This window comes from Pseudomonas sp. 1912-s, assembly GCF_029269205.1.
GTDB lineage: Bacteria > Pseudomonadota > Gammaproteobacteria > Pseudomonadales > Pseudomonadaceae > Aquipseudomonas.
Genome location: NZ_JARIXR010000001.1, coordinates 126,772 through 139,421 on the forward strand (window position 1 = coordinate 126,772; position 12,650 = coordinate 139,421).

A 12,650-nucleotide genomic window follows, 5' to 3' on the forward strand; every position below is an offset into this window, starting at 1 on the left:
TCGGGCATGAGTGAAAAAGCAATCCTGAGCTGCCGCAACCTGGGCAAATCCTACGAGGAAGGCCCGGAATCCGTGGTGGTGCTGTCCAACCTGCAGCTGGAACTGCACCCGGGCGAGCGCGTGGCGATCGTCGGCAGTTCCGGTTCCGGTAAAAGTACCTTGCTCAACCTGTTGGGCGGCCTTGATACGCCGTCCCAGGGCAGCGTCTGGCTGGCCGGCGAAGAACTGTCGGCCCTGGGCGAGAAAGCCCGCGGCCAGTTGCGCAACCGTTCGTTGGGCTTTGTGTACCAGTTCCACCACTTGCTGCCCGAGTTCACCGCCCTGGAAAACGTCTGCATGCCTCTGTTGATCGGCAAGACGGCGATCCCGGAAGCACGCCAACGTGCCAAGGCGTTGCTGGAACGGGTCGGCCTGGGCCATCGCCTGGAGCACAAACCGGCTGAATTGTCCGGCGGCGAGCGCCAGCGTGTGGCGATTGCCCGCGCCCTGGTCAACAACCCGGGCCTGGTGATGCTCGACGAGCCTACCGGCAACCTCGACTCCCACACCGCCCAGGGCATCAAGGACTTGATGCTGGAGCTGAGCACCCAGATGCGCACCGCGTTCCTGGTGGTGACCCATGACATGAGCATGGCCCGCCAGATGGACCGCGTGCTGCACCTGCAGGAAGGTCATCTGGTCGCCATCTGACCTGTTTCAAGCCCGGTGCCTGACGCCGGGTTTTCTATTTTTTCAACGGTGCCCGCGAATGTTCAGACCGTTATCGATTTTCATCGGCACGCGCTATACCCGCGCCAAGCGCCGCAACCGTTTTGTTTCGTTTATCTCGATGACCTCGATGATCGGCCTCGCCCTGGGCGTGCTGGCGATGATCGTGGTGTTGTCGGTGATGAACGGTTTCCAGCGGGAAATGAGCTCACGCATCCTCGGCATGGTGCCCCACGCGACCATCGTTGGCGTGAAGCCCATCAGCGACTGGCAGCCGGTGGCGGATGCGGCGATGAAGAATCCGGAAGTCACCGCTGCGGTACCGTTCACACAGATGGACGGCATGCTCTCCTACAAGGGCGCGATGCAGCCGATCGAGATCAGTGGTGTTGATCCGGCCCAGGAAGGCAAGGTGTCGATCGTGGCCCAGCATATTGTCCAGGGCCATCTGGAGGACCTGAAACCGGGCGAGTTCGGTGTGGTAATCGGCGAGATCACGGCCCGGCGTTTCCGCTTGAACGTGGGCGACAAGCTGACCCTGATCGTGCCGGAAATCAGCAGCGCCCCCGGTGGCATCACCCCACGCATGCAGCGCTTGAATGTGGTGGGTGTGTTCAAGGTGGGGGCTGAGCTGGACGGCTCCATGGCCCTGATCCACATGGCCGACGCCGCAGAAATTCAGCATTGGGAGCCGAACCAGGTGCAAAGCGTGCGCCTGGCGGTGAAAGACCTGTACGCGGCGCCCAAGGTGTCGGCGGACATCGCCGCCAGCCTTGGCGCCGATTACAAGGCGGACGACTGGACTCACACCCAGGGCAGCCTGTTCAGCGCGATGAAGATGGAAAAAACCATGATCGGCCTGCTGTTGCTGATGATCGTTGCCGTGGCGGCGTTCAACATCATCGCGACCTTGATCATGGTGGTGAACGACAAGGGCGCGGACATTGCGATCCTGCGCACCATCGGCGCCACGCCGCGGCAGATCATGGCGATCTTCATGGTGCAGGGCACGGTGATCGGCATTGTCGGTACGTTGATCGGCGGCATCCTCGGCGTGATCGCGGCGCTGAACGTCAGTGAACTGGTGGGGTGGCTGGAGCGGGTGACCGGGCAGCATATCTTCAGTTCGGACGTGTATTTCGTCAGCAACCTGCCTTCGGAATTGCAGGGCGGGGATGTGTTGCTGATTTGCTCGGCAGGGTTTGTGTTGAGCTTTTTGGCGACGATCTATCCGGCGTATCGGGCGGCGAAGATCGAGCCGGCGCATGCCCTCAGGTATTCGTAGTTCTTAAGGCCGCCTTCGCGAGCAAGCCCGCTCCCACATTTTGACCGAGTGCATTCAGGACGAATGCGATCGAAATGTGGGAGCCGGGCTTGCCCGCGATGAGGTCGGAACAGCTTGCATCAATACCCCTGCGGCAACTCAATCACAAACCGCGTCCAACCCGCCGCCGACTCACAGAAAATCCGCCCGCCATGGGCCCGAACAATTGACTGGGTAATCGCCAGCCCCAGCCCCGCATGCTCGCTACTCCCTTCATGCCGCGCCGGATCTGCCCGGTAAAACCGGTCAAACAACCTTGGCAACAACGCTTCTGGAATGCCTTCCCCGGTGTTTTCCACGCTCAATCTCACGCCTTGCACACCCTCGACAATCCGCACGCTGACTTCGCCACCCGGCGGGGTGAAGCGCAATGCGTTATCCAGCAGATTGGAAATCGCCCGGCGCAACATGCTGCGGTCACCTGAGGTATTGGCGCCGCCTTCCTGAACCAGCCGCACCTGGACGTCTTCCGCCAACGGCGCAAAAAACTCCAGTAAGGCATCCACTTCGTCCGCCAGCGCCAGGGTTTCACGCTTGGGCACCAGCAGCCCATGGTCCGCCTTGGCCAGGTACAACATGTCATTGACCAACTGCGCCATCCATTGCAGTTCTTCCAGATTGCTGTGCAGGGCTTCGCGGTAGTCCTCCAGCGCCCGTGGCTGCGTGAGGATGACCTGGGTCTGTGTCAGCAGATTCGACAGTGGCGTGCGCAGTTCATGGGCGATGTCGGCAGAGAACGCCGAGAGGCGCTGAAAGGCATCGTCCAGGCGGCCGAGCATCGCGTTGAAGGATTGGGCCAGCTCTGCCAGCTCGGCGGGCATTTGGCCCTGGGGCAGGCGCTGGGTCAGGGAATGGGCGGACACGTTGCCGGCGACTTCGCTCATGCGCCTCAGTGGTCGCAACCCGCTGCGAGCGGCCCAGGCACCGAGCAGGGCGGTGGCCAGGGCGGATAGGCCGACGGTCAACCAGATCAGATGCTGCATGCGTTGCAGGAAGTGTTGGTGGTGGGTGATGTCGAGCATCAGCGTCAGTTGGGGGGCGTCCGCGTTCCCGGGAACGAGCGGCGCGTTGTACACGCGGTACTGGGTTCCGGCGTTCTGCACACTGTGCAGGCCAGGTGTCCGGGGCAGGGTGACGCCCGGTGCGCTGTCGAACCAGCGCTGATCGCCTGCAGTAATGCGTAGCGCGAGATCGGGCTGACGATTGAGTTCTTCCCGCAGCTTTGGTTCTTGCCGCGCAAACAAGGCGGGCGTGTCGGCACCCTTTAGCGTACTGCGCAGTGCCAGCAGCTTGCCGTCGAGCAACTGTTGGTCCAGCTCGATAAAGTGCGCCTCGCTGGCGTGGTTGAACAGCACGCCGGCCAGCAATGAAACCACGGCGGTACAGCCGGCAAACAGCAGCGCCAGGCGGCTGGCCAGGGAAATCCGTTTCATCAACTGAACCGCTCCTCAAGCACGTAGCCCATGCCGCGCACCGTGTGGATCAACTTGTTGGGAAAGTTATCGTCGACTTTCAAGCGCAAGCGGCGGATCGCGACCTCGATGATGTTGGTGTCGCTGTCGAAGTTCATGTCCCATACCTGGGAGGCAATCAGCGACTTGGGCAACACTTCGCCCTGGCGGCGCAGCAGCAGTTCCAGCAGGGAAAACTCCTTGGCCGTGAGGTCGAGGCGCTGGCCGTCGCGCTCTACCCTGCGGCGGATGAGGTCCAGGCGCAGGTCGGCCAGTTGCAGGCTGGTTTCCTGGGGTGTGCTGCTGCCACGGCGCAACAGGCTGCGCACCCGGGCCAGCAATTCGGAAAACGCGAAGGGCTTGACCAGATAGTCGTCGGCGCCCAGTTCCAGGCCATGCACCCGGTCTTCCACGGCGTCCCGCGCGGTGAGGAACAGCACCGGCATGTCCAGCCCGGCCCCGCGCACGGCCTGAAGGATTTGCCAGCCATCGCGGCCCGGCAGCATCACGTCGAGGATCAGCAGGTCGTAGTCGCCGGTCAGCGCAAGGTGCTGACCGCTGGTGCCATCGGCCACCAGTTCGGTGTTGAACCCGGCCTCGGCCAGGCCCTGGCGCAGGTAGTGGCCGGTTTTCGGTTGGTCTTCGACGATCAGCAGTTTCATGGGCGGCTCATGGCGTTACGTAAACACAGACTTTATACAGCGCACACCCGGCGGTAGGCTCAAGCTGACAAAGTTGTAATCTGACAGACAGGTGCCTGGCAGCCGTGCGTTCGTAAAGTGTCCCACAGACTGATTCCGAACCCTTGGAGTGTGAGCATGTTTTTGCGTAAATCCTGGCTGTTGGCTGGCTGCTTGATGGCGCTGAGTTTTCCAGTGCTGGCATCCCCGGCTGAAACCTTCGCCTTCGGTGAGGCTGCACCGGCGGCCAAGGCCACGCGTACTGTGGAAGTGGTGCTGCAGGACATTTCCTTTTCGCCCAAGGCCATCGATGTAAAAGCCGGTGAGACCGTGCGCTTTGTGTTGGTCAACAAAGGCCAGTTGCTGCATGAGTTCAACCTTGGCGACGCCGCCATGCACGCGGCCCATCAGAAAGAAATGCTCCAAATGCAGGCCAGCGGCATGCTGACGGCCACAGGCATGGGCAAAATGGACCACAGTGCCATGGGCCATGGCGACATGGGCGGCATGAAACACGACGACCCCAACAGCGTGCTGGTAGAGCCGGGCAAGACCGCCGAACTGACCTGGACCTTTGCCAAGGCTACCGGCCTGGAGTTCGCCTGCAACATTCCCGGCCACTACCAGGCGGGCATGGTGGGCAAGCTGACGGTCAGCCAGTAAGCAACTGGGGTGCAAAGGCGGGTAGAATGGCCGCGTTTATTTAGCCAGGTTTCCGCCATGCATCCCGCAGCCGAACATTCGCCGCTGGGCAAGTCCAGTGAATATATCTCCACATACACCCCTTCGTTGCTGTTCCCGATCCCTCGCGCCGCCAAGTGGGCCGAGCTGGGCCTGAGCGCCGAGACCCTGCCGTATACAGGCGTGGATTTCTGGAACTGCTTCGAACTGTCCTGGCTGCTGCCATCCGGCAAGCCGGTGGTGGCCATCGGTGAATTCAGCATTCCGGCCGACTCGCCGAACATCATCGAGTCGAAGTCGTTCAAGCTGTACCTCAACTCGCTGAACCAGACCGCGTTTGCCGATGTGCAGAGCCTTGAGGCGACCTTGCGCACCGACCTGAGTGCCGCCGCCGGCAAGCCTGTTGGCGTGCGCATCCGCAGCCTGGGCGAGGTTGAAGCCGAAGGCGTAGCTGCGTTGCCGGGTGTGTGCATTGATGACCTGGACATCACCGTCAGCAACTACGAGCACCCGCGTCCGGAATTGCTGCGTTGCGACGATTCGCGTGTGGTGGAGGAGAGCGTCCACAGCCATCTGCTCAAGTCCAACTGCCCGGTGACCAGCCAGCCCGACTGGGGCAGTGTGGCGGTGGAGTACCGCGGTGCGGCACTGGATCATGCCAGTCTGCTGGAGTACCTGGTGAGCTTCCGCCAGCACTCGGACTTCCATGAACAATGCGTGGAGCGGATCTTTCTCGACCTGCAACGCCTGCTCAAGCCGGAGAAATTGACGGTATATGCGCGGTATGTGCGTCGGGGCGGGCTGGATATCAACCCGTACCGCAGTACGGAAGCTGTGCAGTTCCAGAACGTGCGTCTGGCGCGTCAGTAGCCTTAACCCAAAACAAATGTGGGAGCGGGCTTGCTCGCGAAAGCGGTGTATCAGCCAGCCTATGTATCAGCTGACGGACCGCATTCGCGAGCAAGCCCGCTCCCACATTTGATAGGTGTCCGGCTATTAGATCCCGATGTTACCCAGGGTCACCACAATATTGCGCAAGGTCCCGGCAATCCCCGGGTGGTCCAACTCAAAGCGTTCCACCGCCAGGTTCACACCGTCGGCGATACTCGGATCCTGAATGGCGCCTTCCAACGGCTCCTGAACTTCCAGTTCAGCAATCAATGTTTGCAGCTCTTCGCGCTTTTCGAGTGGCATTTCTGGATTCTGATCCAATTGCTCGCGCAAAATTTTGACCTGTTCTTGCAGTTGTTCGCGGGCAGGCATGGCGTTCTTCCTTTTATCGATAGGCACTGGCATAGACCGCGGCACGCCGTGAAAGGTCTACGGGCTGACCTGTAGATTAATCCACTGGCGCCGACTGTGCATGATCTCGATCAGGGCTTCTCGCCCTTGAGCTGGCGCAGGCTGATGTCTGCCAGGCAGGTGGGCAGTTCGCCGAGGTGGTCAATTACCGAATGCACGCCCAGGCCATAGAGCGCGACAGTGGCCTTGGCGCGCTTCTGTTCGCGTTCCTTCTCGGTGAGTGCCTGCCAGTGCGCCGGCGAAAGCCCGCACAGCGAGCCGCAGGAAGCCAGGCCGATGGTCCACAGCCCGGCGTTGAGCCCTGATTGCAGCAGGCGCGGCTCGCCACTGACCAGAACGCAGCCCTCCAGGCGTTCGATATTCAGTTCCATCAATGCCTGCCAGCACGCATGGGGCGCGGGCCAGCGGGTGGAGGAGGGCTGGGTGGCCTTGACCCAGCGGGGCAGCCCGGCGGCCAGGGGCGTGGAAACCGCCACGGGGAGTTCGTCCAGCCAGGCGCACGGGACGCGCTGTTCTTCGAGGCTGCGCAGGATCTTCAGCGCGCCGACAGTGGCGTGTGTGTCGGTTGAGGGGGCGGAGTCGGCACGGGCCTGGGAACCAAAGTCCACCAGGCAGCCACTCAGCCCGAACAGTACGGCCGTCAAGGACGGGGCGCTGGCAACAACAACTTCGGCGTGGGGCATTTCGACGTCCCTGAAATAGCAGTCACGCTAGCGGACGCCGATGACAAGCAGGTTACATCGGTTCTATTTGTAGGAATTTTGTGCATTTACCGGAATGACATTTCTGCAAGGCTGCCTAATCTGACACTTCCGTCATATACTGACGGCCACATTCAGGGCATAGCGCCCATGACAGACCATTCAAGGAGTTCAAGCTATGCGCTGGAGCCAATGTCTAGCTCAGCTATCCGTATGTGCCAGCTTATTGCTGGTTCCTTTCGCGGCCCAGGCGGCCTCGGAAGATGATCCATGGGAAAGCGTCAACCGCCCGATCTTCACCTTCAACGACACCGTTGACACCTACGCCCTCAAGCCGTTGGCTCAAGGCTATCAGTTCGTGACCCCGCAATTTGTGCAGGACGGCGTCCACAACTTCTTCCGCAACATCGGCGACGTCGGCAACTTTGCCAACGACGTGTTGCAACTCAAGCCGCACGCTGCCGGTGTCGACACTGCCCGCTTGCTGGTGAACACCACGTTCGGCGTGCTGGGCTTCATTGATGTCGGCACCAAAATGGGGCTGCAACGCAATGACGAAGATTTCGGCCAGACCCTCGGCCACTGGGGCGTTGGCAGCGGTCCTTACGTGATGCTGCCGCTGCTGGGCCCAAGCACCCTGCGTGATGCGCCGTCCAAGTACGTGGACAGCTACACCCAGCCCTACCGCTACATGAACGACATCGGCTGGCGCAACAGCACCTTCGGCCTGAATATCGTCGACACCCGTGCCAGCCTGCTGTCCTCCGAGAAGCTGATCAGCGGCGACAAATACACCTTTATCCGTAACGCCTACTTGCAGAATCGCGAGTTCAAGGTCAAGGATGGCAAGGTTGTAGACGACTTTTAAGCCTCGGGCTTAAATGAAAAAGGCGGCCCTCGGGTCGCCTTTTTCGTGGGCAGGATTCGAGGTTTATCCGTGGGTTACGTCCTTACTTTAAGTCGCGGTTTTATACGTTCTTATAACTACCGGTGATTTGCGATGTAAAGACGCCCGGCGACCATCGGCATGAGCTTGAAACCCCTGGCGGATGGGAGTACCGTCTGCGCCTTAGAAGGGCACCTCTGCTTTACCTTTGTGCATGGGCAATATCCCGGTACTTTGTAGGACAGAGAGGCTAGAAAGCGAATCCAGTAGTAAGCCCGGCCATTGTCGAGCTGCCTACGCCAACCTAATTCTGGCGCCGTTTGCCCACATGCAAAAAACCAGTGCCACGCTGCTGATAATCGATGACGACGAAGTAGTGCGCGCGAGTCTCGCGGCCTATTTGGAAGACAGTGGCTTCAGCGTCCTGCAGGCCAGCAACGGCCTCCAGGGTCTCCAGGTGTTCGAGCGCGACAAGCCCGACCTGGTTATCTGCGACCTGCGCATGCCTCAGGTCGGCGGTCTTGAGCTGATCCGCCAGGTGACCGACATTGCCCCGCAGACGCCGGTGATCGTCGTGTCCGGTGCCGGCGTGATGAACGATGCCGTCGAGGCCTTGCGCCTGGGCGCTGCCGACTACCTGATCAAGCCCCTGGAAGACCTGGCCGTGCTGGAGCACTCGGTGCGCCGCGCCCTGGATCGTGCACGGTTGCTGCTGGAAAACCAGCGTTACCGTGAAAAGCTCGAAACCGCCAACCGCGAGCTCGAAGCCAGCCTGAACCTGCTCCAGGAAGACCAGAACGCCGGTCGCCAGGTGCAGATGAACATGTTGCCGGTGAGCCCGTGGAGCATCGACGAATTCAAGTTTGCCCACCAGATCATCCCGTCGTTGTACCTGTCGGGTGATTTTGTCGACTACTTCCGCGTTGACGAGCGGCGTGTCGCGTTCTACCTGGCCGACGTTTCCGGCCACGGCGCCTCCTCGGCATTTGTGACCGTGTTGTTGAAATTCATGACCACACGGCTGTTGTTCGAATCCAAGCGCAATGGCACCTTGCCGGAGTTCACCCCTTCGCAAGTGCTGGGCCACATCAACCGGGGCCTGATCAGCTGCAAGCTGGGCAAGCACGTGACGATGGTCGGCGGCGTGATTGATGAAGAAACGGGTCTTTTGACCTACAGCATTGGCGGTCACCTGCCATTGCCGGTTTTATACACTCCAGACAGTGTGCGCTACCTGGAAGGGCGTGGTTTGCCAGTGGGCTTGTTCAATGAAGCCACCTACGAAGACCACATCCTGGAACTGCCGCCGACGTTCAGCCTGACGCTGATGTCTGACGGTATCCTGGACCTTTTGCCAGAGCCTACACTCAAAGAGAAAGAAGCCGCCTTACCCCAACGGGTCAGGTCGGCGGGCGGCAGCCTGGATGGCCTGCGGCAGGTTTTTGGATTGGCCACGCTAGGGGAGATGCCGGATGATATCGCCCTATTGGTGTTGAGCAGGAATCTTTGATGAGTACCGGAAGAATCCAGTTCGCCGAGCAAGACGGGACTTTTGTCCTGAAGTTTGTCGGTGAAGTGCGCCTGACCTTGTGTTCGGCGCTGGATGCGACGATTGAGCGGATTTTCACAGCCTTGAATTTCTCGGCGATCGTGATCGATCTGACCGAAACCCGCAGCATCGATAGCACCACCCTTGGACTGTTGGCCAAGTTGTCCATTCTGTCTCGGCAGAAGGTCGGACTGCTGCCGACCGTCGTCACCACCCACGAAGACATCACCCGTCTGTTGCAGTCCATGGGCTTCGATCAGGTGTTCAACATCGTTGACCGCCCGATCCCGTGCCCGGAATGCCTGACCGACCTGCCGTCCCAGGACCAGTCCGAGGAAGTGGTACGGGTCAAGGTGCTGGAAGCCCACAAGATCCTGATGGGCTTGAACGACTCCAACCGCGAGGCGTTCCACGACCTGGTGAATGCGCTGGAACGGCATTGAGTTTATAGCTGCCTCTTTTAAAAAAGAGCCAGGCACGAAAAAGGGCGGTACCCGCGAGGGTACCGCCCTTTTTGCCGTCGCCCGTTTTTAGAGCTTGGCGGTCAACAGCGCTTCGAGTTTTTCCTGGTCGCGGGCGAACTGACGAATGCCCTCGGCCAGTTTCTCGGTGGCCATCGCATCTTCGTTGGATTCCCAACGGAACTGCGCTTCGGTCAAGTGCACACGAGCTTCGCCCGCGTGGCCCGGCGCCAGCTTGCGCTCCAGCTTGCCGTCGTCGGCGGCCAGTTTTTCCAGCAAGTCCGGGCTGATGGTCAGGCGGTCGCAACCGGCCAGCTCCTCGATCTGGCTCAGGTTACGGAAGCTCGCACCCATCACCACAGTCTTGTAGCCATTGGCCTTGTAGTAGTTGTAGATGCGCGTCACCGACTGCACGCCCGGATCATCGGAACCGGTGTAGTCGTTGCCGTTGGCCTTCTTGTACCAGTCGTAGATACGGCCCACGAACGGCGAAATCAGGAACACGCCGGCTTCAGCGCAAGCCACGGCCTGGGCGAAGGAGAACAGCAGGGTCAGGTTGGTCTGGATGCCTTCCTTTTCCAGTTGCTCGGCAGCGCGGATGCCTTCCCAGGTGGAAGCGATCTTGATCAGCACACGGTCGCGGCCAATGCCGGCCTTGTCGTACAGGTCGATCAGACGGTGCGCGCGCTTGAGTACGGCGTCGGTGTCGAACGACAGGCGGGCATCCACCTCGGTGGAAATACGGCCGGGCACCACTTTGAGGATTTCCTGGCCGACGGCGACCGCGAAACGGTCGCTGGCCAGGCCTACGTCACCGTTGCAGTCGGCAACAGCCTCGTCCAGCAGCTTGGCGTAGCCTGGGATCGACGCGGCCTTGAGCAGCAGGGAAGGGTTGGTAGTGGCGTCTTGCGGCTTGAGCTTGGCGAGGGTAGAAAAATCGCCGGTATCGGCTACTACAGTGGTGAATTGCTTGAGTTGTTCCAGCTTGGAAGTCATGGGCGTGCTCTGTCCTGTGGGTCTGATGACATTACCCGAGCGCTGACAGCCGCTCAAGGGCGCAAATGCATTCGATCGTTTGCGAGGGCAACAACCTGAAAACAGCCGTTTGAATCACCGGCCACTGCTGAATAGGAGGCCAAAACAGCCGGCAGGTTCAACCCGACTGCCCGATGACCACCCCGATCAGTCAGTCATCATGCAACAACCCCGAACCATACTCCCCATAACTATTCCCTAGCGCATTGCCTCCAAAATTCATCTTGGCGGCTCTGCCAGGGCTATGGTCCCCAAAGGCCTGGCATCCCCCGGTGAAACAAGGGTCGCTGCTCACGTCCGACGACCCCGTGGAACAAGCGCTCAACAGTAACGCGCCAACGACCATCACGACTTTGACGAGGGTGGAGATCATTTTTCAGTTCCCTTGGGCTGGAGGCGTAGGCATACACGCTGATGGAGCGAGCGTAGACCTCAATGTCAGTAGGAATTATGAAATTTTACCGGACGACAGGATTGGTTCAGGTAGATGTCGTTTTGGCGACGAATTATCCCGGCACATATTCTGATTGGCGATACCAACAGTCAGCCCCTAGATATTAAAGCCGACCAGGCATCAATTCAGATGATCCTGCGATCTACGTACAGGAAAGTTCAACTGATGGCTAAAGACGAAGAACCAGTGAAGTCTGTTGCGGGATCTGCACTGACCAAAGCCCCTGACAAAACGAAGAAATAGTCCGAGAATGGTGCCAGGGTGGCTGAAGCCCTGGCACTGACCACAACAGGGTGCACGCGTTACTGACAGGCGCATCAAGGGGGATTCGAAATAAACAAGGCTGTTCCCCTGCTTCACTCAACCCTAATCGAGAACTTACTCGAGTTCAGCAGGGTCGTAAGACCTGTACAACCACGCAGGTTTTTTACCTTTATCCACACCCGTCTTCCTGGCTCGAATAAAAATATATTGCCCGAGATCATGTTCGCGGTATTTGATCAACTGCCCGAACTCTTTCGGATCGAGATACGTAGAAGTTGCATTATGGTGTACATCAGCACTGAAAATCTCATCAACTGTAAATCCGAGATAAGTCAAAAGTTCATGGAGTTCATGCTTGTTGTACTCGCGATTATGACGTCCATACGGACCATGACCACTGTACGGATCGTATATATTGGTACCTACAATCATTCGTGCAACGTTCTCTAAGCGGTTTACATTGGGTGTGGTCAAAACCAACGTACCATTATCACGGAGAACCCTTTTTATCTGCCGAAGCACTGCACATGGATCGTTCAACAAGTGTTCGATTATTTCACAAAACAGGACAATATCGAGCGACCCCGACTCGAAAGGGAAAACATCCTCTTCAATATTGAAATGTGAGTAGGTAAGATCAACGTGTGTCTTATTATTCAGTGCCCGGAATTCACTCATATATACACGCTGATGTGCTTCGCCCTTAGGAACTTGGTCGCCAAAGTAATTTCCCAAACGCCAGTCAATAGAGGTGAAGTTCTTCAGCAACATCGTTGCGAAATACGGATTTCCACCGAGCTCCAGGCCAGTCAGCTCACCGGTGTAATTTGCAGCGGCCCGTTGAGCCAATCCAAACGTCTGGACGAAACGTTCAAAATCCTGAACGCAGTAACCGGCGATTGATTCAGGCGCATCGGAAACCCGTACGGTTTTTAGCCAATCGAAGAGTTCTTGCCGCGATACCCCCTCAGGAAGAGGAAGCGGTGGCCTGAGAGGAAATGAGTCAAGTGTGTGCGTCGAATTCTCGCCTGCGTCAATAGCAGCGCTTCGCTTCTTAAAAAACATCGTAATCCCTCGAGGTTTAACAATGAATCAATAGTGACCTAAAAGCATGAGTCGTGATGCTAGCATATCGTCGTTGCTCAACGCCCGGC

The 12,650-nt window shown here is 58.9% G+C and carries 14 protein-coding genes; 7 read left to right on the forward strand and 7 right to left on the reverse strand.

Going from position 1 to position 12,650, the window contains the following annotated elements; genetic code table 11:
• Nucleotides 1-6: 6 nt before the first annotated feature.
• The gene (gene lolD, locus P3C29_RS00515) at nucleotides 7-690 is read left to right on the forward strand and encodes a lipoprotein-releasing ABC transporter ATP-binding protein LolD (RefSeq protein ID WP_017477213.1); all 684 of its coding nucleotides are present in this window, start codon (nucleotides 7-9) and stop codon (nucleotides 688-690) included.
• 58 nt (nucleotides 691-748) lie between these two features.
• Nucleotides 749-1,993, forward strand: a complete 1,245-nt coding sequence (locus P3C29_RS00520) for a lipoprotein-releasing ABC transporter permease subunit (RefSeq protein ID WP_010176339.1) — start codon at nucleotides 749-751, stop codon at nucleotides 1,991-1,993.
• Between the two features lie 119 nt (nucleotides 1,994-2,112).
• Here P3C29_RS00520 and P3C29_RS00525 read toward each other — a convergent pair whose 3' ends face one another.
• Both P3C29_RS00525 and P3C29_RS00530 read right to left on the reverse strand, forming a co-directional pair.
• A complete protein-coding gene (locus P3C29_RS00525) occupies nucleotides 2,113-3,465 on the reverse strand; it encodes a heavy metal sensor histidine kinase (RefSeq protein WP_275963685.1) in 1,353 nt (450 codons plus the stop codon).
• Nucleotides 3,465-4,145 (reverse strand): heavy metal response regulator transcription factor, encoded by a 681-nt coding sequence (locus P3C29_RS00530; RefSeq protein ID WP_010176336.1) that lies wholly within the window; start codon nucleotides 4,143-4,145, stop codon nucleotides 3,465-3,467. The genes P3C29_RS00525 and P3C29_RS00530 overlap by 1 nt, the downstream gene beginning before the upstream one ends.
• A 156-nt stretch (nucleotides 4,146-4,301) precedes the next feature.
• On the opposite strand from P3C29_RS00530, the gene P3C29_RS00535 reads away from it, so the two are divergent.
• Both P3C29_RS00535 and queF read left to right on the forward strand, forming a co-directional pair.
• A complete protein-coding gene (locus P3C29_RS00535) occupies nucleotides 4,302-4,826 on the forward strand; it encodes a cupredoxin family protein (RefSeq protein WP_275963686.1) in 525 nt (174 codons plus the stop codon).
• Between the two features lie 57 nt (nucleotides 4,827-4,883).
• The gene (gene queF, locus P3C29_RS00540; protein WP_275963687.1) at nucleotides 4,884-5,714 is read left to right on the forward strand and encodes an NADPH-dependent 7-cyano-7-deazaguanine reductase QueF; all 831 of its coding nucleotides are present in this window, start codon (nucleotides 4,884-4,886) and stop codon (nucleotides 5,712-5,714) included.
• 126 nt (nucleotides 5,715-5,840) lie between these two features.
• Here queF and P3C29_RS00545 read toward each other — a convergent pair whose 3' ends face one another.
• The gene (locus tag P3C29_RS00545) at nucleotides 5,841-6,107 is read right to left on the reverse strand and encodes a DUF4404 family protein (RefSeq protein ID WP_003218929.1); all 267 of its coding nucleotides are present in this window, start codon (nucleotides 6,105-6,107) and stop codon (nucleotides 5,841-5,843) included.
• 110 nt (nucleotides 6,108-6,217) lie between these two features.
• A complete protein-coding gene (locus P3C29_RS00550; RefSeq protein ID WP_169387445.1) occupies nucleotides 6,218-6,829 on the reverse strand; it encodes an HAD family phosphatase in 612 nt (203 codons plus the stop codon).
• Nucleotides 6,830-7,025: 196 nt separating this feature from the next.
• Between P3C29_RS00550 and P3C29_RS00555 the strand changes: the two genes are divergently transcribed.
• The 3 genes from P3C29_RS00555 (at nucleotide 7,026) to rssC (ending at nucleotide 9,725) form a co-directional block, all read left to right on the forward strand.
• The gene (locus P3C29_RS00555) at nucleotides 7,026-7,715 is read left to right on the forward strand and encodes a VacJ family lipoprotein (protein ID WP_275963688.1); all 690 of its coding nucleotides are present in this window, start codon (nucleotides 7,026-7,028) and stop codon (nucleotides 7,713-7,715) included.
• Between the two features lie 346 nt (nucleotides 7,716-8,061).
• On the forward strand, nucleotides 8,062-9,243 hold the full coding sequence (gene rssB / locus P3C29_RS00560) for a two-component system response regulator RssB (RefSeq protein ID WP_003218921.1): 1,182 nt from the start codon (nucleotides 8,062-8,064) through the stop codon (nucleotides 9,241-9,243).
• On the forward strand, nucleotides 9,243-9,725 hold the full coding sequence (gene rssC, locus P3C29_RS00565; RefSeq protein ID WP_003218919.1) for an anti-sigma factor antagonist RssC: 483 nt from the start codon (nucleotides 9,243-9,245) through the stop codon (nucleotides 9,723-9,725). Before rssB ends, rssC begins: the two co-directional genes overlap by 1 nt.
• 87 nt (nucleotides 9,726-9,812) lie before the next feature.
• On the opposite strand, the gene tal is transcribed toward rssC, so the two are convergent.
• From tal to P3C29_RS00580, 3 genes are all read right to left on the reverse strand, one after another.
• Nucleotides 9,813-10,739: a transaldolase gene (gene tal, locus P3C29_RS00570; RefSeq protein ID WP_201122332.1), complete on the reverse strand. Its 927-nt coding sequence runs from the start codon at nucleotides 10,737-10,739 to the stop codon at nucleotides 9,813-9,815.
• A gap of 190 nt (nucleotides 10,740-10,929) precedes the next feature.
• Nucleotides 10,930-11,151 (reverse strand): hypothetical protein, encoded by a 222-nt coding sequence (locus tag P3C29_RS00575; protein WP_275963689.1) that lies wholly within the window; start codon nucleotides 11,149-11,151, stop codon nucleotides 10,930-10,932.
• 459 nt (nucleotides 11,152-11,610) lie between these two features.
• Nucleotides 11,611-12,561, reverse strand: a complete 951-nt coding sequence (locus P3C29_RS00580; RefSeq protein WP_275963690.1) for a methyltransferase domain-containing protein — start codon at nucleotides 12,559-12,561, stop codon at nucleotides 11,611-11,613.
• Between the last annotated feature and the right edge of the window lie 89 nt (nucleotides 12,562-12,650).